The sequence below is a fragment of the Pseudomonas sp. NFX98 genome (assembly GCF_047784845.1).
GTDB lineage: Bacteria > Pseudomonadota > Gammaproteobacteria > Pseudomonadales > Pseudomonadaceae > Aquipseudomonas.
This window is the reverse complement of the sequence record NZ_JBLNNF010000004.1, coordinates 224,998-246,837: the sequence shown is the minus strand read 5'-3', so window position 1 is coordinate 246,837 and position 21,840 is coordinate 224,998. Positions and strand designations below refer to the sequence as shown.

The following is a 21,840-nucleotide window of genomic DNA, read 5'->3' as shown; positions in this document are numbered from 1 at the left end:
CCGTCATTTCCTGGCAGCTTGCTCTTCCAACTGATCCGATTCAAACAACCTCGCCAGCTCCGCCCGCGCTTCCTGCGCCGTCTGCTTGACCTTCACCGCGTCGTCATAAATTGCATGCTGGGCTTCGAGCACCTGTTCGTCGTGATGCTTGAAGCGCTTGATCCGCGCATCGGCCTGGGCTTGGGTCAACCCCAGCCCGATCAGCGTTTGCCGGCTCATTTCCAGGCTGGAATAAAAGGTCTCGCGCACGGCGTGGGCACCCACGTCCATCAGGCGATGCACATGCTGGCGGTTACGTGCGCGGGCGATGATCTTGATGTGCGGGTAGAGCTTGTGCACCAGTTCCGCGGTCTTGATGTTGGTGTCTGGATCGTCGGTGGCGATGACGAAGAATTCGGCTTCGCCGACCTTGGCCGCGCTGAGGATTTCCGGGCGCATCGGGTCGCCGTAGAACACCGGCACGCCGCCGAAGCTGCGGGACAGTTCGATGGTTTCCACCGAGGTGTCGAGGGCGACGAACTTGATGTTCTGCGCCCGCAGGATACGGGCGACGATCTGGCCCATGCGACCCATGCCGGCGATCACCACGCGAGGCTCATCGGTATCGATTTCACGGAATTTCTCGGGAACGACCACCGGTTGCACCTTCGGGCTGACCAGACGCGCACAGACCAGCAGCAATAAGGGTGTGAGGGCCATGGACAAGGTGATTGCCAGCACCAGCAAGTCATACAGGCGCGGCTCGAACAGGCTGTGATCACGGCCGATCTTGAACACCACGAAGGCAAACTCACCGCCGGCCGCCAGCACGATGCCGAGGCGAATAGCGCTGACCTTGCTCAAGCCGCCCGCCAGTCGCCCCACGATAAACAGCAGCGGCAACTTGACGGCGATCAGCAGCACCGTCAGCCCCAACACCACGATGGGCTCGCGCAGCAGCAGACTGAGATTCGCGCCCATGCCGACGCTCATGAAAAACAGTCCCAGCAGCAGACCCTTGAACGGTTCGATCTGCGCTTCCAGTTCATGCCGGTACTCGGAGTCCGCCAGCAGCAGACCGGCAAGGAATGCGCCGAGGGCCATGGAAATGCCAGCCAGATCCATCAGCCATGCGGTGCCCATGACCACCAGCAACGCGGTCGCGGTGGACACTTCCGGCAAACCGCTTTTGGTGACGATGCGGAACACCGGACGCAGCAGATAGCGTCCGCCGACCACCACAATCGCAATGCTGACCAGCACCCGCAGCCCCTGGTTCACATCGTCGGCCGCACTGAGGTTTTGATCGCTGCCCGCCAGCAACGGCACCATGGCAATCAACGGGATCGCGGCGATGTCCTGGAACAACAGGATCGCGAACGCCAGACGCCCGTGGGGGCTGGTCAGTTCCTTGCGTTCGGCCAGGCTTTGCAGGCCAAACGCGGTGGACGACAGGGCCAGACCGAGACCCAGCACGATCGCACTGTTCAACGGTTGTCCGAATACAAACAACGCCAGCACGCCGAGCACCGTTCCCGTCAGCAGCACCTGCGCCAGGCCGACGCCGAACACCGACTTGCGCATCACCCACAACCGTCGTGGCGACAACTCAAGACCAATGATGAACAGCAGCAACACAACGCCGAGTTCCGAGATGTGCGCGACGCTTTCCGGGTTACCGATCAGGCCGAGTACCGACGGGCCGATGATCACCCCGGCAAACAGATAACCGAGCACCGCCCCCAGTTGCAGGCGCTTGGCCAGGGGAACGGTGAGCACAGCCGCGAGCAGAAAAACGACTGCGGCTTGCAACAGACTGCCTTCATGGGGCATGGCGAAAACTCCATCAACTCGGTACGGCGGGGGCGACAAGGATAAAGGCTGAGCCCGGCGGCGTCAGCATAGCGTCGGAACTCAGTTGTTACATTTTGCATTAATTGGTTACATTCATAGAATAAACGGATCAATCTGATCCGAGCGCTGAGTTCACCGCATGGCCATCAATTTCGACCTCAACGATCTGCAAGCTTTTCGCGCCGTGGTGGAGCAGGGCAGTTTTCGCAAGGCTGCCGACACGGTACGCATCTCGCAGCCAGCCCTGAGCCGGCGCATCGAAAAGCTCGAAGACGCGCTCGGTGTCAGGTTGTTCGAGCGCACCACCCGCAAGGTGAGCCTGACCCAGGCCGGACGCGGTTTCATGCCCAGCGTTGAACGCTTGCTCGACGACCTGGATGTGGCGCTGCTGGGCATCAGCGAAGTCGCTTCGACCCGACTTGGCCACGTCACCGTCGCCTGCGTGCCCTCGGCGGCGTACTACTTCATGCCGCGGGTCGTCGCGCACTATCACCGGCAATTTCCGCGGATCAAGGTCAAGGTGCTGGACTCCAGCGCCCATGAAGTGTTGAGCGCGGTGGTCAATGGCGAAGCCGATTTCGGCCTGAGCTTCATGGGCACGCTGGAGGCCGAAGTCGATTTCGAGCCGCTGGTGCAGGAAAGCTACGTGGTGGCTTGCCGACGCGATCACCCATTGGCCGGACGCAGCAGTGTGACCTGGGACGAGTTTTATCAGCAGGATTACATCTCGCTGGACAAGACCTCGGGCAACCGGTTTTTGCTCGATCAGGCATTGACCGGTGTGGTGCCGCAGCGGCCGAGCATCTGCGAAACCCGGCATGTGACGACGATGATCGGACTGGTGGAGGCGGGGTTGGGCGTCGCGGCGGTGCCATTGATGGCGATGCCGGCAGCGGATCACCCGATTCTGACGCGGGTGCCACTGACCGATCCGCAAGTGATGCGCAGCGTCGGTCTGATCAAGCGCCGGGGTCGAACCCTGACCCCGGCAGCCCTTGAACTGGAACGGCTGGTGGTGGAAATGAAAGTCCGGCAGCCTGCGCTCAGCGGCTGACTGAATCCAGACCGGTAGCTTTCACGTCCGGTTGCGCCTGGGCCGATGCCATGTATTCCAGCAACGCCTTGGCCTCGGCCGGGTGTTGTGCGCCCACCGGAATACCGGCGGCAAACCGGGTGACCGACTGCACAGACTCCGGAATCTTCGCCACAAAACTCACCCCCGGCACCGGCAACAACTCGCTGACCTGTTGAAAGCCCAATTGATAGTCGCCCGTGGCAACCACCGAGCCCACGGGGATTTTCGGCACCATGGCCGACTTGGCTTTGAGCTGAGCCTCGATGTTCAGGCGCTTGAACAACTGCTGCTCGATGTACACGCCACTGGCGCTATCGGAATAGGCCACGGATTTGGCGTCCAGCAGCGTCTTTTTCAGGCTGTCGACCGAGCTGATGTCCGGCTTTGGCGTACCTTCGCGTACCACCAGACCAATCCGCGAATCGGCCAGTTCTACCCGAGAGGCCGGGTCGACTTTGCCTTGCTTGATCAGATCGTCCAGCGCGTAGCCGACCATGATCACCACGTCGGCTTTTTCTCCGCGCGCCAGGCGATTGGGGATCGCTTCCGGTGCCTTGCCCATCGATGGACCGAGTGCGGTGTCGAGGGTGTTGCCGGTGGACGCCGCGAATTTCGGGCCGAGGATTTTGTAGGCCGCGGTGAAGCCACCCGAGGTCATCACGCGGATTTCTTCGGCCTGCGCCGTAGCACTGAACGCCAGGCTGACGAGCAAGCCAAGGGCTGCAACATTGAATAGCTTTTTCATTGGCGATTTCTCTGAGAGGGCTGATTCACGAAAGGGCAGGTTGCAGGCGCCCGCCGGTGCGGCGATAGAGGTACAGCGTTGCGCACAACGCACAGAGCGCAGCGATACTCATCCAGTAACCGGGTGCCGCCTTGTCGCCGGTGTACTGGATCAGGAAGGTCGACATCGCCGGGGTGAACCCGCCAAACACTGCGGTGGCCAGGCTGTAAGCCAGAGAGAAACCGGCCACTCGGACTTGCACCGGCATGATTTCCGTCAGCGCCGGAATCATCGCGCCGTTGTACAAGCCATAAATGAACGACAGCCACAGCAGCACCAACAGCATGTTGATGAAGCTCGGCGCCTGCACCAGGTACGACAGCGCTGGATAGGTCGAGGCCAGCGCCAGCAGAGCCATGGCGATCAACACCGGACGACGGCCGATACGGTCGGAGAGTGCGCCACCAATCGGCAGCCAGAAGAAATTCGACACACCCACCAGCAAGGTCACCAGTAGCGCATCGGAGGTGCTCAGGTGCAGCACGGTTTTGCCGAAAGTCGGCGCGTACACGGTGATCAGGTAAAACGCGGTGGTGGTCAGGGCGACCATCATCATCCCAGCGAACACGATCACCCAGTTCTGCGCCAGCGTGCGGAACACCTCGCCCATGCTCGGGCGATGCTTGCGGGCGGCGAATTCTTCGGATTCTTCCAGGTTGCGGCGCAGGAAGAAAATGAACGGCACGATCATGCAACCAATGAAGAACGGAATCCGCCAACCCCAGTCGGCAATCATCGCCGGCGCCATCCATTGGTTCAGGCCATAGCCCAACGCCGCAGCGACGATGATCGCCACTTGCTGGCTGCCCGACTGCCAACTGGTGAAAAAGCCTTTATTGCCTGGCGTGGCGATCTCCGAGAGATACACCGAGACACCGCCCAGTTCCGCGCCTGCCGAGAAGCCTTGCAGCAATCGGCCGATCAACACGAGGGCCGGGGCGAACAGGCCGATGGTTTCGTAACCGGGGACCAGCACAATCAGAATCGTGCCGCTGGCCATGATCGACAGCGTAACGATCAACCCTTTGCGCCGGCCGACATCATCGATGTAGGCACCCAACACCACGGCGCCGAGCGGGCGCATCAAGAACCCTGCGCCGAACACGGCAAAGGTCATCATCAGCGAGGCGAACTCGCTGCTGGCGGGGAAGAACACCGAAGCGATCTGCGTGGCGTAGAAGCCGAAAAGGAAGAAGTCGAACTGTTCGAGGAAGTTGCCCGAGGTAACCCGGAAAATGGCGCTGGCGCGAGAGCGTCCGCGCGGAATTGAGGCTGTCATCGATAAATACTCCACCGCTTTTATGACGTGCGCTGCCTGGACGCGGCGCACGGTTCTTATTGGGGCGGATAGTGGAGCAGGGGGATCGATATGTTAATTGCATAGTTGGCATGTATTGATGTGTGAGGTGGATCAATGCTGTGGACGGCGCAGATCCAGCCATTCACTCAGCCCGGCTGACCACCTGCTCACCCAACCGATACTGATTGTTCCCACTACGTTTAGCCTCATACATCGCCAGGTCGGCAATATGGATCAGTCGGTCCATGCTTGGCGCATGGTCCGGGAACACGGCGACCCCGAGGCTGGTGCCGATGTGGCGCTGGTCGTTGCCGATACTCATGGGCGGGGAGAGTTCGACGAAGATTTTCTGGCAGATACTGCGGGCTTCGTCTTGCAGGCTGCCTCCTTGGGGCAGGTTCTGGAGGATGACCACGAACTCGTCGCCGCCGATGCGGGCGACGGTGTCGGTGGCGCGGAGGATTTTTTTCAGCCGTGTGGCGGTGGTGATCAGGACTCGATCGCCGGCCGCGTGTCCGTAATGGTCGTTGATCGCCTTGAAGCCATTGAGGTCGACGAACACCAGCGCCACCCGGGTTGAGCTGACCCGCGCCTGTTCCAGTGCCTCGGATAATCGCTCTTCGAGCACCAGCCTGTTGGGTAACCCGGTCAGCGGGTCAAAATGGGCCAGGTGTCGCAGGTAAGTGGCAGACGCTTTTTCCTCGGTGATATCGCGCACCACGCCCATCATCTTGATCGTTTCATCGTGGTCGTTCTTCACCACATTGCCGGTTTCGCGCAGCCAACGGATGGTGCCGTCGGGCCAGATCACGCGGTATTCCTCGTCGTGGTTTTCGCCGGTGGCCAGGCAACGCAGCTCGCCGGCGCGAACCCTGACCCGATCGTCCGGGTGCACGCAGGAACAGAACAGTGCGTAGGAGGGCGTCACTTCGCCGATCTTGAAACCGAACATGCCGTAGATCGCCTCGGACCAGTAGAGTTTGTCAGTATCGACATCCCAGTCCCAAGTGCCGATGCGTGCGAAGTATTGGCTGCGTTTGAAGCGCTCGACGTCGCCGTCCTGGCGAATGTTCTGGCCTTCGGCGAGGCTGTTGATGATGTCGCGATACTCGGCCAATTGCCTGCGCAACTTGCGCTCGCGCCAGATCAGCATGACGATTACAACGAGCATCACCGAGCCGATGGCGGCGCTGGTCCAGAGCAGGGTCATTCAGGGATGGCCATCATGGCGTCATAAACCCCAGGTGTTGGTAATGGTTAGCTTAGTCCAGGGCAAATTCGGCAAACAGGCGCAAACGGTGGTCAAGCGAGGGCAAAGGTTGCCAATCGCCGGCAAATCTGGGAAAACGGCGCCCATCGGCTTTTGGGCCAACGAGCATACGAGTGAAATTAATGAATGACGAGCTTCAGGTAATCGATCTACAGGTGGGTGACGGTAAAGCCGCCATCAAAGGCGCATTGATCACTACCCAATACCGTGGCTGGCTGGAAGACGGCACTGAATTCGATTCTTCCTACAGCCGGGGCAAGCCTTTCCAGTGTGTGATCGGTACCGGTCGGGTGATTAAAGGTTGGGATCAAGGCCTGATGGGGATGAAGGTCGGTGGCAAGCGCAAGTTGCTGGTGCCGGCGCATCTGGCCTATGGCGAGCGCACGATGGGCAAGATCACGCCGAATTCGAACCTGGTTTTTGAGATTGAGTTGTTGGAAGTGCTGACGCGGGATGATTGAGGGTGATAGCTGAGCTGTTGTGGTGGGCGGTAAGTCCCACCACAGTGTCCTGTATTTGAACGCTCGCCGGGTCAGGTAAATACGTCAATATCATCGAGCGTGTCCGCGATAATTCCTTCCAGAGAAGGAAATTTTTGCTTTACGGTTTCGAGTGCCGGAAGGACCACTTCCCTGTCCAGTTTTCCGTGCCTGCGAGCTATATGACCAAGCGCGGTGACGGCGGATGCTGCAACCGATTCAGTTCCACTTGAGAGGTACTTAAGGCAAGTGTTCTCAGCCCAGGTTCTGTCACCTTCATTCAGACCGATAGAAATCAGCCCCGCACTAACTTTTGTATCCACGCCGCTGGCAAGAAGCAGCGTCGCTTCATCATGGCTCATTGATGGATCTTGATAGAGAAGGCTCACTTCTTTGCTCCCAGGATATTGCCTTTGTTGTTTACTTTCTTAGCTTTAAGCAGCGCGTTTTTCATATCTTGATGGAGTTTGTCCCATGGCCTGACATGGCCGTGGTAGACATCTCCTCCCGTTTGGTCAAAGACAACAAACTCGTTTGTGTCTGGGTCGACGCCAATCCTGCGTGCTGATGTCGGTTTCACCTGTACTGAGTTCTCCAGCGCTACCTGTCCATTGGCGGGACCTTTACTTTTGACTGGTGTATCCGTCTTTCCATGGTAACTGGCCGCATCAAACACTAGGTTCAAAACAATGTAGAGAGGTTTGATACCGGAATCAGCTGGGAATACTAGGATGAAATCCTTGTATTCAGGAGGATGGATCGGATCGACGATGATGTTATCTGCCTGTTTAGTAGGCGGATAAATCCAGATGTGCGGGGTTTGTGGGGCACTTTCCAGTGGTGGAATCCCCGATGCGTCGGAAGGGTCAACGGCAGGTGTCCATATCAACGTTGTCCCGTGGCCAAAGTCAGCCACTTGCTGAGAGCCTTGAGCCACGAACTGCACCACGGGAATCATTTCCCAATCGCGGCGATTCTGGGTGTTGTATCCGTATCCCTTAATGCTGCCATCGGCTTGCTGTTCTACGCGTAGGCGGACACGTGTACGGCCATTCTTAAGTGACTTGAGCTGTTCCTCCGTATAGAGGGAGCTGTCCCCCAAACTCGACGGCCAAAGTAGGGCGACCATTCCCAACAATGCCCCGGTGACAACACCACCCGTCACTACGCCTGCGGTACCGGCTGCGCTGGTGCCAGTGACACTGGCCTTGCCTAACAGAAGCGTTCCCAATGCGGAGGGTAACTGGCTGCCACCGATTTTTTTGAGTGGGATATTTCCCGCTGAATCCCTTTCCCGGCCACCTAACAGGGATAGCTTTCCGTAGTCAGCCAGTTCCTCCACCGGAACAAACCCGGCGCGATTGTCATGATTGATTACGCCGTTGGGGAGTTTGCAGCTTTTGGCGAACACACAACCCATTGGGCTTGGCTGTTCCTGTTGATGAGGTTGCCTGATGAGGCGGTCTTCATATGCCTGTTGTCGCGCCAGCATATCGTCATATGCTTTTTGCCTGGCGTCCCGCTCCGCCAGTTCGGTGGTGGTCATGAAGCGGCTGGAGACGTGGTGTCCGTCGCCTGAGGGTGGGTTTTTAACCCGAGGTATGTCGGTTCTGCGGGCCATGAGCGTCCTTGTTTCATTTTCTGATAGCGATGTGGAAGCTAAATCAGGCTGCACTTTATAGATGTAAGGTGTTTCTGAAACATCTGTGGGAGAGAGCCTGCTCGCGATGAGCGATGAGCGATGACCGCCCTGGGTCGCAAGGAGATCAGCGCGCGGTTTGGGTTGCAGGGCCGATGTCAGAAGAACGCTCGGAAAAAATCTCGAATAACATCATGTTCGTGCTTCTAAGTATTGATATTTATAGGATTATTAACGAATGGTGTATCCGCTATCGACCACCCAGTCCTGGCCGATGACATTGCGGGCGCCGTTGCCGAGCTGGAACAGAATCACGTCGGCGACGGCCCCGGCTTCCAGGAACTGACCGTCCAACAGCCGCAGGTTGACTGCGTTGGCCACATCGCTCAGCTCTTCGCTCTTCAAGCCCAGGGTGGACCAGATCGGCGTGGCGGTAGGGCCGGGCGACACGGTGTTGATGCGAATGCCGTGTGGCGCGAGTTCAACTGCCAAGGTGCGGGCATGGTGAATCAGCGCGGCTTTGGAAGCGATGTAGGCGGCCAACCCGGGGAAGGTCACTTGCGCCAGGAAGGTACCAATGAATACCACCGAGGCGGACGCCGCCAGTTGCCCGCGCAGGCAGGCCAGGGTGTTCAGCGCACCGGCGCCGTTGACCGCCCATTGCCGGTCGAACGCGGTCAGGTCCAGGCCATCGGCCAACTCTGCAATGCCAGCGTTCGGCACCAGATAACTCACCGGGCCCATGGTTGCAGCCTGTTTCGCCAGCCGCGCCAGATCGTCCGGTTGGGTCACATCACCTGCCACCCACGATAGCTGCGTGGTGAAGCGCTCCGCCAATTCACCGAGGCCGCCGATCTGGCGTGACATTGCCAACACGCGGGCACCTTGAGCCAGTAGCCGCTCGGTGACGGCCAGACCGATTCCCGAACTGGCACCGGTGATGACGGCGAGGCGGTCCTGAAAAGTAGTGTTCATAAACGATGTTCCTTTGGTCAGTGAGCGTTTACAGGTCACGTACCAAGAATCAGGCCAATGTGAAGAGGCTTGAAGGGCGGGCGTTTGAGGTGGGTGAGGGTTATTTTGACTCGATGGGGGTGTTGTCATTAAGACCGCTTCTGGTCTTTTTGACTGAATGGAAAATTGAAGGTTTACAGCGGCTTATAGCGCTCTTCAAACCTGTGGTCTGATTAAAACAAACGAAACCGGGTCTGTTTTTTATCGCGAGTTTTCAGTAGCGTCGGTGCGACTCACCTCTCATCAACAGGAAACCCATGTCGCCATTCAATGAATTCCAGGAGATGGTTCAACAGCTGGATGCCGCTTATCGACACTGGACCGGCGCACGCCTGCCTGCACCGGATTCGCTGAGCGAAGACGAGCGCCTGGCCTGGTTGCATGCCCAGGCACCCTACGCCTTGCTGGCCCATGGCACTGAAGCCGATCCGCTGTTTTATTACGCCAACGAGCAGGCGCTCGCCAGTTTCCAGTATCCGCGCGAGCAGTTTATCGGCATGCCGTCGCGTTTCAGCGCTTCACCGCTGAACCGGGAAATGCGCCAGACCCTGCTGGAGCAAGTCACGGCCAAGGGCATTGCCCACGGCTACAGCGGCTATCGGGTGGATCGCATGGGGCAAGCCTTCATGATTCATGAAGGCAGTGTCTGGACGCTGCTGGACGAGCAGGGCGTTCGCTGTGGCCAAGCCGCGTTGTTCTGGCCGGACCCGGAGCGTGTGGGGCAACTCGGCTAGAGCGGTCTTGCGGTCGGGCAAAAAAAATCGCCGCCTTCGAGTACCGAGGGCGGCGATTTTTTATGACGGATGGGCGTCAGGTCAAACCTTGACGATCCAGCCCGCTGGGGCTTCGATGTCGCCGGTCTGCACGCCGGTCAGCTCTTTGTAGAGCTTCTGGGTGATCGGGCCGACTTCGGTTTCGCTGTGGAACACGTGCAGGTGATCGTTGTAGTCGATGCCGCCAATCGGCGTGATCACGGCAGCAGTACCGCAAGCACCGGCTTCCTTGAAGTCCGACAGCTTGTCGATCAGCACGTCACCTTCAACCACTTCCAGGCCCAGACGCGACTTGGCCAGCTCGATCAGCGACAGACGGGTGATGCCCGGCAGTACCGACGGCGAGTTCGGGGTCACGAACTTGTTGTCGTGGGTGATCCCGAAGAAGTTGGCCGAACCGACTTCCTCGATCTTGGTGTGGGTCATCGGATCCAGGTAGATGGCGTCGGCAAAGTTGGCTTTCTTGGCCTTGGAGCCCGGCATCAGGCTGGCGGCGTAGTTGCCACCGACCTTGGCGGCACCGGTGCCTTGTGGTGCGGCACGGTCGTAGCTGGAGATCTGGAAGTTGTGCGGGGTCAGGCCGCCCTTGAAGTAGGCGCCGACCGGAATGCAGAAGATCGAGAAGATGAACTCGGGCGCGGTGCGCACGCCGATGTTGTCACCCACGCCGATCACGAACGGGCGCAGGTACAGCGCGCCGCCGGTGCCGTAAGGCGGGATGAAGCGCTCGTTGGCGCGAACCACGGCTTTACAGGCTTCGATGAACTGCTCGGTGTCGACTGTCGGCATCAACAGGCGCGCGCAGCTGCGTTGCATGCGCAGGGCGTTCTGGTCCGGGCGGAACAGGTTGATCGAGCCGTCCTTGCAACGATAGGCCTTCATGCCCTCGAAGCATTGCTGGCCATAGTGAAGGGCAGTGGAGCCTTCGCTGATGTGCAGCACGTTATCTTCGGTCAGGGTGCCTTTGTCCCACTCGCCATTGCGAAAGTACGACAGATAGCGCTTGTCGGTCTTGATGTAGTCAAAACCCAGCTTGTCCCAATTGATGCTTTCGTTACCCATGACACCCTCTATCACTGAACAACCGTCGAAACGGTTCAAGGCTTCTGACGTTTTTTGGATGGGGACAACAATACTTCATTCTTAGGCTAAATCGCAGCCCAGACTATCGGGTGATCGGTAGATTTCTTAGGTTGCTTATGAAATGTCCCGGTTCATCCTTGAAAAAATCGCAGCCTGCGGCAGCTCCTACATAATCGGCGAACCCCCGTAGGAGCTGCCGAAGGCTGCGATCTTTTGATCTTTACAGATGCAACGCATGCCCCAGAGCACGCAACGCCGCTTCCTGCACTGCTTCACCCAGCGTCGGATGCGCATGGATGGTGCCGCCGATGTCTTCGAGCCGCGCGCCCATTTCCAGGCTTTGCGCGAACGCCGTGGACAATTCGGACACGCCAACGCCCACCGCCTGCCAGCCGACAATCAGATGATTGTCCCGACGGGCGACCACGCGCACGAAGCCGCTTTTCGATTCCAGCGTCATCGCCCGGCCATTGGCGGCGAACGGGAAGCTGGAAACGATGCAGTCCAGGCCGGCAGCCTTGGCTTCATCCGGGGTCTTGCCGACCACCACCAGTTCCGGGTCGGTGAAGCACACGGCGGCGATGGCGGTAGGGTTGAACTCGCGGGACTTGCCGCTGATCAGCTCGGCAACCATCTCGCCCTGGGCCATGGCCCGGTGCGCAAGCATCGGTTCGCCGCTCAGGTCACCGATGGCGTAGACGTTGCGCATGCTGGTCTGGCAGCGGTTGTCGATCTTGATCGACGAACCGTTCATGTCCAGGTTCAGCGCTTCGAGGTTCCAGCCCTGAGTGTTCGGTTTACGGCCCACGGCCACCAGCACCTGATCGGTTTCCAGGTTCAGGGTGTCGCCGCTGGGCTCCAGAACTTGCAAGGTATTGCTAGAAGAATCAAAGCCTTGCACGCTATGTTTCAAGTAAAGCTTCACGCCGAGTTTTTTCAGTTCGTCGTGCACCGGTTGGGTCAGCTCAGCATCGTAGGCTGGCAGGATGCGATCCTGCGCCTCCACCACGCTAACGTCCGCACCGAGCTTGCGATAGGCAATCCCCAGCTCCAGACCGATGTAACCGCCGCCAACCACGATCAGTCGCTTGGGAACCGAAGTCGGTGCCAAAGCTTCGGTGGAGGAGATGATCGGACCACCAATCGGCAGCATCGGCAGGTTCACGCTCTTGGAACCGGTGGCCAGCACCAGATGCTCGCACTGGATTCGTGTATCGCCGACGTCGACGGTTTTACCGTCAACCACCTTCGCCCAACCTTGCACTACCTGGACCTTGTTCTTTTTCAGCAATGCCGCGACGCCGGTGGTCAGGCGATCGACGATGCCGTCCTTCCACTCGACGCTCTTGGTGATGTCGAGGGTTGGTGCCGAAACGCTGATGCCCAGAGCCGAATGCTGGCTGTGTTGTTGCGTCTGATGGAACTGCTCGGCGACGTGAATCAACGCCTTGGACGGAATGCAGCCGATGTTCAGGCAAGTGCCGCCCAGGGATTCGCCTTCCACCAGAATGGTCGGGATGCCCAACTGACCAGCACGGATTGCCGTTACATAACCGCCAGGGCCGCCGCCGATGATCAGCAGCGTGGTGTTCAAAGTTTGCATTCGTTACTCCACAAACAAGGTAGCGGGTTGTTCGAGCAAGCCACGGATGGCCTGGATGAAAAGCGCCGCGTCCATGCCGTCGACCACACGGTGATCGAAGGAGCTGGAGAGGTTCATCATCTTGCGGATCACGATCTGGCCTTTGATGACCATTGGTCGTTCGACGATTTTGTTCACGCCAATGATCGCCACTTCCGGCAGGTTCAGTACCGGCGTGCTGACGATACCGCCCAATGCGCCGAGACTGGTCAGGGTGATGGTCGAGCCGGACAGTTCATCGCGGCTGGCTTTGCCGATGCGCGCAGCGTTGGCCAAGCGAGAGATTTCCGTTGCGCTGTCCCACAGGCTGCGGGCTTCGGCGTGACGCACGACCGGCACCATCAAACCGATGTCGGCCTGGGTGGCGATGCCCACATGCACCGCGCCGAGGCGGGTGATGATCTGGGCTTCGTCGTCGTAACGGGCGTTGATCTGCGGGAAGTCGCGCAGGGCGACGACCATGGCGCGGACCAGGAACGGCAGCAAGGTCAGCTTGCCGCGAGTGGCACCGTGTTTTTCGTTGAGGTGCGCGCGCAGTTCTTCCACGGCGGTGACGTCGATTTCTTCGACATAACTGAAATGGGCGGCACGCTGCGTGGCGTCCTGCATGCGCTGGGCGATCTTGCGGCGCATGCCGATCACCGGGATTTGCTCTTCGTCGGTACGCTGGGTGTAGGCGCTGCTGACCGTCGATGCATTGGACTGGCCCTGCGCCAGGTAGGCGTCGAGGTCTTCATGCAGCACGCGACCGGCCGGGCCGGTGCCACGCACCAGGCGCAGTTGAATGCCCAAGTCCAGCGCATGCTTGCGCACGGCCGGGGAGGCCAGCGGACGCTCATCGGCTTCGCGAGCGACCATCGGACCCTGGCAAACGGCAGCTTTCGGCGCTGCGGCAGCGACCGGTTTGCTTTCCACCACGGCTTCGACTTTGGGTGCTGCGACCGGTGCTTCTTTTACAGGTGCCGGTTGTGCCGACTCCTTAACGTTGCCCGCGCCTTCGACTTCAATGCTGATCAGCACACTGCCGACCGCCATGACTTCACCCGGCTGACCGCCGAGGGCGATGACCTTGCCATGTACCGGCGACGGAATATCCACCATCGCTTTATCGGTCATCACATCGGCCAATACCTGATCTTCGACGACCATGTCGCCGACCTTGACGTGCCACACCGACAATTCAACTTCTGCAATGCCTTCGCCAATGTCCGGCATCTTAATAACGTGCGTGCCCATTCAGACCTCCATGACCCGTTTCAGAGCCGCGCCCACACGGGACGGGCCAGGGAAATACGCCCACTCTTGCGCGTGCGGGTAGGGGGTGTCCCAACCGGTGACGCGTTCGATCGGCGCTTCCAGGTGGTGGAAGCAGTGCTCTTGCACCAGCGACACCAGTTCGGCGCCGAAACCGCAGGTGCGCGTGGCTTCATGGACCACCACGCAGCGGCCGGTCTTCTTCACCGACTTGACGATGGTTTCCAGATCCAGCGGCCACAGGCTGCGCAGGTCGATGACTTCGGCGTCGATGCCGGTTTCTTCAGCGGCCACTTGTGACACGTACACGGTGGTGCCGTAGGTCAGGATGGTCACGTCCTTGCCCGGACGGGTGATGGCGGCGACGTCCAGCGGCACGGTGTAGTAGCCGTCCGGCACTTGCGCGGCTGGGTGTTTCGACCACGGGGTTACCGGGCGATCGTGGTGACCGTCGAACGGGCCGTTGTACAGGCGTTTCGGCTCCAGGAAGATCACCGGGTCATCGTTTTCGATGGAAGCGATCAGCAGGCCCTTGGCGTCATACGGGTTGGATGGCATGACGGTGCGCAGACCGCACACTTGAGTGAACATCGCCTCGATGCTCTGGCTGTGGGTCTGGCCGCCGTAAATGCCGCCGCCGCAAGGCATGCGCAGGGTCATCGGTGCAGTGAACTCGCCGGCCGAGCGATAACGCAGGCGCGCGGCTTCGGAAATGATCTGGTCGGACGCCGGGTACACATAGTCGGCGAACTGGATCTCGGCCACCGGGCGCAGACCGTAGGCGCCCATGCCAACGGCGACGCCAACGATGCCGCTCTCGGAGATCGGCGCGTCGAAAACGCGGGAGGTGCCGTATTTGTTCTGCAGGCCTTCGGTGCAGCGGAATACGCCGCCGAAGTAGCCGACGTCCTGGCCGAACACCACGACGTTGTCGTCACGCTCAAGCATCACATCCATGGCCGAGCGCAGGGCCTGGATCATGGTCATGGTGGTCGTGGTCATGGCGGTGTCCAACTGGATATTGTTGTTGTGATCGTTCATGTCAGATCCCCAGCTCTTGACGCTGGCGCTTCAAGTGCTCCGGCATCTCTTTGTAGACGTCTTCGAACATGGTCGCGGCGCTTGGAATCTGGCCACCGGCCAAGGTGCCGAATTTCTCGGCTTCTTTCTGCGCGGCGATCACTTCGGCTTCCAGTTCGGCGCTGACGGCGGTGTGTTCCTCTTCGGACCACTGACCGACCTTGATCAGGTGCTGCTTGAGGCGCGCGATCGGATCGCCCAACGGGAAGTGGCTCCAGTCGTCGGCCGGACGGTATTTGGATGGATCATCGGAGGTCGAGTGCGGGCCGGCGCGGTAGGTGACCCATTCGATCATGGTCGGACCGAGGTTGCGGCGCGCGCGTTCGGCAGCCCAGGCTGAGGCGGCGTAGACCGCGTAGAAGTCGTTACCGTCGACTCGCAGCGAGGCGATGCCGCAACCGACTCCACGACCGGCGAACGTGGTGGCTTCACCACCGGCAATCGCCTGGAAGGTGGAGATCGCCCACTGGTTGTTGACCACGTTGAGGATCACCGGCGCACGGTATACGTGGGCGAAAGTCAGGGCGGTATGGAAGTCAGATTCAGCGGTGGCGCCGTCGCCGATCCAGGCCGAGGCGATTTTGGTGTCGCCCTTGATCGCCGAGGCCATGCCCCAGCCCACAGCCTGGATGAATTGGGTCGCCAGGTTGCCGGAAATGGTGAAGAAACCGGACTCTTTCACCGAGTACATGATCGGCAACTGACGTCCCTTGAGCGGATCGCGCTCGTTGGACAGCAGTTGGCAGATCAGGTCCACCAGCGGTACGTCGCGGGCCATCAGGATGCTTTGCTGACGGTAGGTCGGGAAGCACATGTCGTCGATGTTCAAGGCCAGGGCCTGAGCGCTGCCGATGGCTTCTTCGCCGAGGCTCTGCATGTAGAACGACATTTTCTTCTGACGCTGGGCGACCACCATGCGGTTGTCGTAGATGCGCGTCTTGAGCATGGCGCGCATGCCTTTGCGCAGGATCTCGGTGGGCACGCCTTCGGCCCACGGACCCAGGGCGTTGCCCTTATCGTCGAGCACGCGAATCAGGCCGCGGGCCAGATCGGCCGTTTCGGCGGGTTCAACGTCGATTGGGGGTTTGCGCACCGTGCCGGCATCGGTCAGATGCAGGTAGGAGAAGTCGGTTTTACAGCCGGGACGGCCCGAAGGTTCAGGGACGTGCAGGCGCAGCGGTTCGTACGCTTGGGTCATGGCTTCTACGCTCGATCTTGTGAATTTCTTGTAGTGAGCTGACAGATTTCGTTCGTTGGAAGAAATCTTGTCCTACAACAATCATAGGCCCGGCCAAGAAGAATATTTCTCTCTGTTTCATTGCGCTCAAGATCATTTGCAGATAAAAAATCTGCATAAACATAAAAAACAGGTGGTTTTGTCTCATGCGCAAACTGGACCGTACCGATATCGGCATTCTCAACAGCCTTCAGGAGAACGCGCGGATCACCAACGCCGACCTTGCACGCTCGGTCAACCTTTCGCCGACACCATGCTTCAACCGGGTCAAGGCGATGGAAGAACTGGGCCTGATTCGCGACCAGGTCACGCTGCTGGACGCCGACCTGCTGGGGCTGCACGTGAACGTGTTCATCCACGTCAGCCTGGAGAAGCAGGTGGAGGAGGCGTTGCAGCATTTCGAGGAAGCTATTTCAGATCGGCCGGAAGTGATGGAGTGCTACCTGATGGCGGGCGACCCGGATTACTTGATCCGCGTGCTGGTGCCGACCATTCAGTCGCTGGAGCGCTTCATGATGGACTTTTTGACCAAGGTGCCGGGGGTGGCGAACATTCGGTCGAGTTTTGCGCTGAAGCAGGTGCGCTACAAGACGGCGCTGCCGTTGCCGGCGAATGGGCTGACGTTGGGTAATTGAAGATCAAAAGATCGTAGGCTTCGCCAGCTCCTACGGGGTTCTATGTGCACCTGTAGGAGCTGCCGCAGGCTGCGATCTTTTGATCTTAAAATTTGTTGATCGGGATTTTCAGGTAGGTCACGCCATTGTCTTCCGCCGGCGGCAGATTCCCCGCCCGCACATTCACCTGAATCGCCGGCAGCAACAGCGTCGGCATGCCCAATCCCTCATCACGCTGGGTGCGCATGGCAACGAAGGTTGCTTCGTCGATGCCGTCGCGCACATGGATGTTGCTTTTGCGCTGCTCTCCGACGGTGGTCATGCACTGCGGTTCGCGGCCCTCGGGCGGGTAATCGTGGCAGACGAAGAGGCGCACGCCGGCGGGGAAGGCCAGCAATTTGTGGATCGAAGCGAACATCTGGTTGGCATTGCCGCCGGGAAAGTCGCAGCGCGCGGTGCCAACGTCCGGCATGAACATTGTGTCGCCGACCAGAATCACGTCGTTGCCGATCAGGTACGCCATGTCCGCGGGGGTATGGCCGGGCACATGCAGCGCCGTGGCCTTGATGTTGCCGATGTGGAAAGTTTCGTCGGGGGCGAACAGGTGATCGAACTGCGAGCCATCGATGCAAAATTCCGGCTCAAGGTTGAACAGGGTCTTGAACACGTTCTGCACCTTGCAGATCGACTGGCCGATGGCGATCCGGCCGCCCAGTTCCCGGCGCAGGTACGGCGCGGCGGACAGGTGATCGGCGTGGGCGTGGGTTTCCAGCAGCCATTGCACCTGCAAGCGGTGCTCGCGCACGAACGCGATGATGCGGTCCGCCTGCGTGGTGTTGGTTCGCCCGGCGGTGGGGTTGTAGTCGAGCACCGGGTCGACGATCGCACACTGCCCGCCATCCGCTTCGTAGATCACGTAGCTGTAGGTGGACGAGGCATCGTCGAAAAAGGCTTCAATCAGGGCAGGCATGAGGGTTGTTTCTTCGTGGACGAGTCATGAGGTTAGTTTCATTTTCCCTGCGCTGACCAGCCCCCGCGTCAATTCTGTTAACGAAAAATCCGGGCGGGCTCTATCCTGTCACTCTATCGATACCGGGCGTTCCCGGCCTTTATCATGGATTACGAGCGTTTTATGTTGCTGGCGAGTTTTTTTGGTGTGGTCATGGGTTTGGTGCTGGGTTTGACCGGGGCCGGTGGCGGCATTCTGGCCGTACCGGCGTTGGTGCTCGGCCTGGGATGGAGCATGACCACGGCGGCGCCCGTTGCGCTGTTCGCGGTGGGGAGCGCGGCGGCGGTGGGGGCCATCGATGGTTTGCGGCATGGCCTGGTGCGCTATCGCGCGGCATTGTTGATCGCGGCGCTCGGCGCGGTGTTTTCGCCGGTGGGCATCTACTTCGCCCATCAGTTGCCGGAAAAAATCCTGATGATCCTGTTCAGCCTGCTGATGGTCATGGTGGCTGCGCGGATGCTGCGGCGTGAGCGCAAGGACGAGGGGCCGAGCGATCACGGCCATGCCAACTGGGGCCAGAAAAACTGCATGCTTGATCAGCACACGGGGCGTTTTTCCTGGACCGCCAAATGCACCGCGACCCTCGCCGCGCTGGGGGCGGTGACCGGTGTCGTGTCAGGGCTGCTGGGGGTGGGCGGCGGTTTTTTGATTGTGCCTGCGTTCAAGCAACTGACCGATGTGCAGATGCGGGGAATCATCGCCACGTCGCTGATGGTGATCAGCCTGATCTCGGCCATCGGCGTGATCGGTGCTTTGCATGCCGGGGTGCGCATCGATGGGCTGGGTGTTGCCTTCATCGTCTCCAGCATTGTCGGCATGGTCATTGGCCGAAAGCTTTGTGCCCAGGTGCCGGCGCGGGCGCTGCAGGTGGGGTTTGCCAGCATCTGTCTGGTGGTCGCCATCTACATGCTGGTGCGCGCCTTATAAGGCTCGGTATTGCAGGGTGAAACCCAGTTCAGCGGTTTGTCCCTGTTCCAGTAACCGCAAGCCTGGTCGACCGGGCAGGTGATGGGCGTTGACCGGATGACTTACCGGTTCGATGCAGAAAAACTCCAGGCCAACCGGGCAGTAGAGCAGATAGTAATCGCTGCCTATGGCTTGGCATTCCAGTGCATAACCAAGATCCGGTTGCTGGATCAGGCATTGGCCATTCCATTCGCAGAAGCCGTTGTCGACCAGCGTTTCGGGGAGCGGCTTGAGTGACTGGAAATCCCAATCGGCGGGCAGGCTGTCGAGCTGCGTCGGCAGCTTGGCGCTATCGCATAACCAGACCTGGCGGGCTGGAGCGTGCAATCGGGTGTTGGCGGTGCGCGGCAGATACGGATGCAATCCCAGACCATGCCAGGCGGCTTGCTCGGCTTGATGGGTCACACTCAATTCGATGCTCAGTTTGCCTTCGCTCAGATGGAAGCGTTGGCGGGCGCAGTAAGCGAAAGGACAGGCGCTATCGAGTTGCAGCACGACTTCATGCGCGGTGGTAGACACCACTTGCCACGCTTGCTGCCAGGCGCTGCCGTGAATCGGTAGTGGATCGGTGAGGCTGTTAGGCGTCAGTGCCAGCCAGCCATCGGGGCAGTCGAAGCCGCCTTCGGCGATGCGGTTGGACCAAGGCACCAAGGGAAAGCAGCCAAGCTTGCCGGGCAAACCGGTGTTGAGGGCATGAGCATCGGCGTGGCGCAACAAGGGTTGGCCAGTGCTGCGCACGGTCCAGTTGACAATGCTGCCGCCCAGTTCAGGCGCGAGGGTGAGGCGGGTGAATTCGTCTTCGAGTTCGAGCAGTGTTGGCGACATATTGACCAGTAATAGAAACGTTGAGTGGGATATGAATGAAATCCCCCGTAGGAGCACGGCTTGCCGGCGATGGCGTACGTGAGATCGCTATCGCCGGCAAGCCGTGCTCCTACAGGACAAGGATTACAACACCAAATGCGGCAACCACAGCGAAATTGCCGGAATGTAGGTCACGGCCAACAGCACCAGGAACAGCACGCCATAGAACGGCAGCAGCGCTTTCACGGTGGATTCGATACTGACTTTACCCACGGCAGACCCCACGAAAAGTACCGCACCCACGGGCGGCGTTATCAAACCAATCCCCAGGTTCACCAGCATGATCATGCCGAACTGCACCGGGTCCACGCCAATGCCGAGAATCACCGGCATCAGGATCGGCGTCAGAATCAGGATCAGCGGCGCCATGTCCATCACCGTGCCGAGCAACAGCAGCATGACGTTGATGCACATCAGGATCACGTAACGGTTGTCCGACAGGGTCAGGAACATCGTGGTGATCTTCGCCGGGATCTGCATCAGCGTCATGATGTAGCCGAAGCTTGCAGCGAAACCGATCAGGATCATCACGATCGAAATTGTCCGCACCGTACGGTGCATCAGTTTCGGCAGCTCGCTCCACTTGTAGTCGCGGTAGATGAACATGGTCACGAAGAACGACCACAGCACGGCAATGGCCGCCGATTCGGTCGCAGTGAAAATCCCCGAAAGAATACCGCCGAGGATGATGACCATTGCCATCAGGCCCCACAACGCTTCACCGCAAATCTTCAGCGCTTCGCGCATCGGAATGACTTCGCCTTTCGGGTAGTCGCGCTTCTTGGCGAAGATCAGGCACAGCACCATCAGGCACGCGCTCATCAACAGGCCCGGCACCACGCCGGCCATGAACAGCGAGGCAATCGACACCGTGCCGCCCGCCGCCAGCGAGTAGAGCACCGAGTTGTGGCTTGGCGGGGTCAGCAGGGCTTGAACCGAACCGCTGACCGTCACAGCGGTGGCGAACTCCCGCGGATAGCCGCGACGTTCCATTTCAGGAATCAGCACCGAACCCACCGAAGCGGTATCCGCCACCGAAGAACCGGAGATCGCACCGAAGAAGGTCGAGGCCATGATGTTGACCAGCGACAAGCCGCCGCGCACGAAACCCACCAGCACCCCGGCAAACGCCACCAGACGCCGGGACATGCCGCCCTCGGCCATGATCGCGCCGGCCAGGACGAAGAACGGAATCGCCAGCAGGGAGAATTTGTTCACGCCACCGGCAACCTGAATCATCAGCGCCTGGAACGGAATGTCGATCCAGAACGCGCCGATCAGCGCGGAAAGCCCCAGCGCATAAGCGACAGGCATGCCGATCAGGATCAACGCGATAAAACTGCCCAACAGAATAAAAGCGTCCATTCAGGCAGCCCCTTCGTTTTCTTCAACGATGTCGAAACGCACGACCCGACGGTTGCTCTGATCACCGAACAGGAGTTTTTCCATAACAAAAATCAGCGTCAGCACGCCGCCCACGGGAATCGGCATGTAGGTGATGCCCACGCGCAGGGTCGGCAGGGCGCTCATGAATTGGTTCCACGTCGACAGGCACAGTTTGGTGCCCCAGATCGCCATGAACAGGCTGATGGTTGCCATCAGCAATTGTGCAAACACACTCATGGCCTTGCGCAGATTCGGTGGCATGCGGTCGGTGAGCATTGCCACCGCCATGTGCGAGCCGGAGCGATAGCTGGCGGCGGCGCCGATGAAAGTGAACACCATCATCAGCAGGATTGCGGTGGGCTCAGGCCAGCTGGAGCCGGTACCGAGTACATAACGGGCAAATACGCCCCAGGGGATGATCAGCGCAATGGCCAATACGGAGAGCCCGGCGACCCAGATACAGGTCATGTAGAGCTTGTCATTGAAACGTAGCAGCAGATTCTTCATCGGGTTCCACCGTAACCGGGCGCGCACTGAC

21 protein-coding genes are annotated in these 21,840 nt (G+C 59.6%); 5 read left to right on the top strand and 16 right to left on the bottom strand.

Annotated elements, in window-relative coordinates:
• Positions 1-3: 3 nt before the first annotated feature.
• On the bottom strand, positions 4-1,812 hold the full coding sequence (locus tag ACM110_RS07190) for a monovalent cation:proton antiporter-2 (CPA2) family protein (RefSeq protein WP_416127207.1): 1,809 nt from the start codon (positions 1,810-1,812) through the stop codon (positions 4-6).
• A gap of 160 nt (positions 1,813-1,972) precedes the next feature.
• Between ACM110_RS07190 and ACM110_RS07185 the strand changes: the two genes are divergently transcribed.
• Positions 1,973-2,887, top strand: a complete 915-nt coding sequence (locus ACM110_RS07185; protein ID WP_416127206.1) for a LysR family transcriptional regulator — start codon at positions 1,973-1,975, stop codon at positions 2,885-2,887.
• On the opposite strand, the gene ACM110_RS07180 is transcribed toward ACM110_RS07185, so the two are convergent.
• The 3 genes from ACM110_RS07180 to ACM110_RS07170 form a co-directional block, all read right to left on the bottom strand.
• The gene (locus ACM110_RS07180) at positions 2,877-3,653 is read right to left on the bottom strand and encodes a substrate-binding domain-containing protein (protein WP_416127205.1); all 777 of its coding nucleotides are present in this window, start codon (positions 3,651-3,653) and stop codon (positions 2,877-2,879) included. The two genes, ACM110_RS07185 and ACM110_RS07180, sit on opposite strands and share 11 nt — an antisense overlap.
• Positions 3,654-3,678: 25 nt before the next feature.
• The gene (locus tag ACM110_RS07175; protein WP_416127204.1) at positions 3,679-4,971 is read right to left on the bottom strand and encodes an MFS transporter; all 1,293 of its coding nucleotides are present in this window, start codon (positions 4,969-4,971) and stop codon (positions 3,679-3,681) included.
• Between the two features lie 163 nt (positions 4,972-5,134).
• Positions 5,135-6,202: a diguanylate cyclase domain-containing protein gene (locus ACM110_RS07170; protein ID WP_416127203.1), complete on the bottom strand. Its 1,068-nt coding sequence runs from the start codon at positions 6,200-6,202 to the stop codon at positions 5,135-5,137.
• A 182-nt stretch (positions 6,203-6,384) separates the two neighbouring features.
• Between ACM110_RS07170 and ACM110_RS07165 the strand changes: the two genes are divergently transcribed.
• Positions 6,385-6,723: an FKBP-type peptidyl-prolyl cis-trans isomerase gene (locus ACM110_RS07165; RefSeq protein WP_416127296.1), complete on the top strand. Its 339-nt coding sequence runs from the start codon at positions 6,385-6,387 to the stop codon at positions 6,721-6,723.
• A 71-nt stretch (positions 6,724-6,794) separates the two neighbouring features.
• On the opposite strand, the gene ACM110_RS07160 is transcribed toward ACM110_RS07165, so the two are convergent.
• The 3 genes from ACM110_RS07160 to ACM110_RS07150 form a co-directional block, all read right to left on the bottom strand.
• Positions 6,795-7,130 (bottom strand): hypothetical protein, encoded by a 336-nt coding sequence (locus tag ACM110_RS07160; protein WP_416127202.1) that lies wholly within the window; start codon positions 7,128-7,130, stop codon positions 6,795-6,797.
• The gene (locus ACM110_RS07155) at positions 7,127-8,362 is read right to left on the bottom strand and encodes an S-type pyocin domain-containing protein (RefSeq protein ID WP_416127201.1); all 1,236 of its coding nucleotides are present in this window, start codon (positions 8,360-8,362) and stop codon (positions 7,127-7,129) included. Before ACM110_RS07155 ends, ACM110_RS07160 begins: the two co-directional genes overlap by 4 nt.
• Before the next feature lie 249 nt (positions 8,363-8,611).
• The gene (locus ACM110_RS07150) at positions 8,612-9,355 is read right to left on the bottom strand and encodes an SDR family NAD(P)-dependent oxidoreductase (RefSeq protein ID WP_416127200.1); all 744 of its coding nucleotides are present in this window, start codon (positions 9,353-9,355) and stop codon (positions 8,612-8,614) included.
• A 296-nt stretch (positions 9,356-9,651) separates the two neighbouring features.
• On the opposite strand from ACM110_RS07150, the gene ACM110_RS07145 reads away from it, so the two are divergent.
• Positions 9,652-10,128, top strand: coding sequence for an MEKHLA domain-containing protein (locus tag ACM110_RS07145; RefSeq protein ID WP_416127199.1), 477 nt, complete (start codon positions 9,652-9,654; stop codon positions 10,126-10,128).
• Positions 10,129-10,209: 81 nt separating this feature from the next.
• Here ACM110_RS07145 and ACM110_RS07140 read toward each other — a convergent pair whose 3' ends face one another.
• The 5 genes from ACM110_RS07140 to ACM110_RS07120 form a co-directional block, all read right to left on the bottom strand.
• The gene (locus ACM110_RS07140) at positions 10,210-11,229 is read right to left on the bottom strand and encodes a branched-chain amino acid aminotransferase (RefSeq protein WP_416127198.1); all 1,020 of its coding nucleotides are present in this window, start codon (positions 11,227-11,229) and stop codon (positions 10,210-10,212) included.
• A gap of 241 nt (positions 11,230-11,470) precedes the next feature.
• A complete protein-coding gene (gene lpdA / locus ACM110_RS07135) occupies positions 11,471-12,853 on the bottom strand; it encodes a dihydrolipoyl dehydrogenase (RefSeq protein ID WP_416127197.1) in 1,383 nt (460 codons plus the stop codon).
• Positions 12,854-12,856: 3 nt separating this feature from the next.
• Positions 12,857-14,128, bottom strand: a complete 1,272-nt coding sequence (locus tag ACM110_RS07130) for a dihydrolipoamide acetyltransferase family protein (RefSeq protein WP_416127196.1) — start codon at positions 14,126-14,128, stop codon at positions 12,857-12,859.
• Complete coding sequence (locus ACM110_RS07125) at positions 14,129-15,187, bottom strand: alpha-ketoacid dehydrogenase subunit beta (RefSeq protein ID WP_338586402.1); 1,059 nt, start codon at positions 15,185-15,187, stop codon at positions 14,129-14,131.
• Between the two features lies 1 nt (position 15,188).
• Positions 15,189-16,424 carry a 3-methyl-2-oxobutanoate dehydrogenase (2-methylpropanoyl-transferring) subunit alpha gene (locus ACM110_RS07120; RefSeq protein WP_338586403.1) on the bottom strand — a complete coding sequence of 412 codons (1,236 nt, stop codon included), beginning with the start codon at positions 16,422-16,424 and terminating at the stop codon, positions 15,189-15,191.
• A gap of 185 nt (positions 16,425-16,609) precedes the next feature.
• Between ACM110_RS07120 and bkdR the strand changes: the two genes are divergently transcribed.
• Complete coding sequence (bkdR, locus tag ACM110_RS07115; protein WP_416127195.1) at positions 16,610-17,098, top strand: Bkd operon transcriptional regulator BkdR; 489 nt, start codon at positions 16,610-16,612, stop codon at positions 17,096-17,098.
• 85 nt (positions 17,099-17,183) lie between these two features.
• On the opposite strand, the gene ACM110_RS07110 is transcribed toward bkdR, so the two are convergent.
• Positions 17,184-18,047: an MBL fold metallo-hydrolase gene (locus ACM110_RS07110; RefSeq protein ID WP_416127194.1), complete on the bottom strand. Its 864-nt coding sequence runs from the start codon at positions 18,045-18,047 to the stop codon at positions 17,184-17,186.
• Positions 18,048-18,209: 162 nt separating this feature from the next.
• On the opposite strand from ACM110_RS07110, the gene ACM110_RS07105 reads away from it, so the two are divergent.
• Positions 18,210-19,013 carry a sulfite exporter TauE/SafE family protein gene (locus ACM110_RS07105; RefSeq protein WP_416127295.1) on the top strand — a complete coding sequence of 268 codons (804 nt, stop codon included), beginning with the start codon at positions 18,210-18,212 and terminating at the stop codon, positions 19,011-19,013.
• Here ACM110_RS07105 and ACM110_RS07100 read toward each other — a convergent pair.
• From ACM110_RS07100 to ACM110_RS07090, 3 genes are all read right to left on the bottom strand, one after another.
• Entirely contained in the window at positions 19,008-19,877 is an 870-nt protein-coding gene (locus ACM110_RS07100) for an aldose 1-epimerase (protein ID WP_416127193.1), read from the bottom strand. The two genes, ACM110_RS07105 and ACM110_RS07100, sit on opposite strands and share 6 nt — an antisense overlap.
• A 123-nt stretch (positions 19,878-20,000) precedes the next feature.
• A complete protein-coding gene (locus ACM110_RS07095) occupies positions 20,001-21,281 on the bottom strand; it encodes a TRAP transporter large permease (RefSeq protein ID WP_416127192.1) in 1,281 nt (426 codons plus the stop codon).
• Complete coding sequence (locus ACM110_RS07090; protein WP_416127191.1) at positions 21,282-21,809, bottom strand: TRAP transporter small permease; 528 nt, start codon at positions 21,807-21,809, stop codon at positions 21,282-21,284.
• Between the last annotated feature and the right edge of the window lie 31 nt (positions 21,810-21,840).

Excerpts from the sequence above, each read along its gene's own strand:
- ACM110_RS07190 (WP_416127207.1), bottom strand. The coding sequence starts at position 1,812 with ATGCCCCATGAAGGCAGTCTGTTGCAAGCCGCAGTCGTTTTTCTGCTC.
- ACM110_RS07185 (WP_416127206.1), top strand. The coding sequence starts at position 1,973 with ATGGCCATCAATTTCGACCTCAACGATCTGCAAGCTTTTCGCGCCGTG.
- ACM110_RS07180 (WP_416127205.1), bottom strand. The coding sequence starts at position 3,653 with ATGAAAAAGCTATTCAATGTTGCAGCCCTTGGCTTGCTCGTCAGCCTG.
- ACM110_RS07175 (WP_416127204.1), bottom strand. The coding sequence starts at position 4,971 with ATGACAGCCTCAATTCCGCGCGGACGCTCTCGCGCCAGCGCCATTTTC.
- ACM110_RS07170 (WP_416127203.1), bottom strand. The coding sequence starts at position 6,202 with ATGACCCTGCTCTGGACCAGCGCCGCCATCGGCTCGGTGATGCTCGTT.
- ACM110_RS07165 (WP_416127296.1), top strand. The coding sequence starts at position 6,385 with ATGAATGACGAGCTTCAGGTAATCGATCTACAGGTGGGTGACGGTAAA.
- ACM110_RS07155 (WP_416127201.1), bottom strand. The coding sequence starts at position 8,362 with ATGGCCCGCAGAACCGACATACCTCGGGTTAAAAACCCACCCTCAGGC.
- ACM110_RS07150 (WP_416127200.1), bottom strand. The coding sequence starts at position 9,355 with ATGAACACTACTTTTCAGGACCGCCTCGCCGTCATCACCGGTGCCAGT.
- ACM110_RS07145 (WP_416127199.1), top strand. The coding sequence starts at position 9,652 with ATGTCGCCATTCAATGAATTCCAGGAGATGGTTCAACAGCTGGATGCC.
- ACM110_RS07140 (WP_416127198.1), bottom strand. The coding sequence starts at position 11,229 with ATGGGTAACGAAAGCATCAATTGGGACAAGCTGGGTTTTGACTACATC.
- lpdA (WP_416127197.1), bottom strand. The coding sequence starts at position 12,853 with ATGCAAACTTTGAACACCACGCTGCTGATCATCGGCGGCGGCCCTGGC.
- ACM110_RS07130 (WP_416127196.1), bottom strand. The coding sequence starts at position 14,128 with ATGGGCACGCACGTTATTAAGATGCCGGACATTGGCGAAGGCATTGCA.
- ACM110_RS07125 (WP_338586402.1), bottom strand. The coding sequence starts at position 15,187 with ATGAACGATCACAACAACAATATCCAGTTGGACACCGCCATGACCACG.
- ACM110_RS07120 (WP_338586403.1), bottom strand. The coding sequence starts at position 16,424 with ATGACCCAAGCGTACGAACCGCTGCGCCTGCACGTCCCTGAACCTTCG.
- bkdR (WP_416127195.1), top strand. The coding sequence starts at position 16,610 with ATGCGCAAACTGGACCGTACCGATATCGGCATTCTCAACAGCCTTCAG.
- ACM110_RS07110 (WP_416127194.1), bottom strand. The coding sequence starts at position 18,047 with ATGCCTGCCCTGATTGAAGCCTTTTTCGACGATGCCTCGTCCACCTAC.
- ACM110_RS07105 (WP_416127295.1), top strand. The coding sequence starts at position 18,210 with ATGTTGCTGGCGAGTTTTTTTGGTGTGGTCATGGGTTTGGTGCTGGGT.
- ACM110_RS07100 (WP_416127193.1), bottom strand. The coding sequence starts at position 19,877 with ATGTCGCCAACACTGCTCGAACTCGAAGACGAATTCACCCGCCTCACC.
- ACM110_RS07095 (WP_416127192.1), bottom strand. The coding sequence starts at position 21,281 with ATGGACGCTTTTATTCTGTTGGGCAGTTTTATCGCGTTGATCCTGATC.
- ACM110_RS07090 (WP_416127191.1), bottom strand. The coding sequence starts at position 21,809 with ATGAAGAATCTGCTGCTACGTTTCAATGACAAGCTCTACATGACCTGT.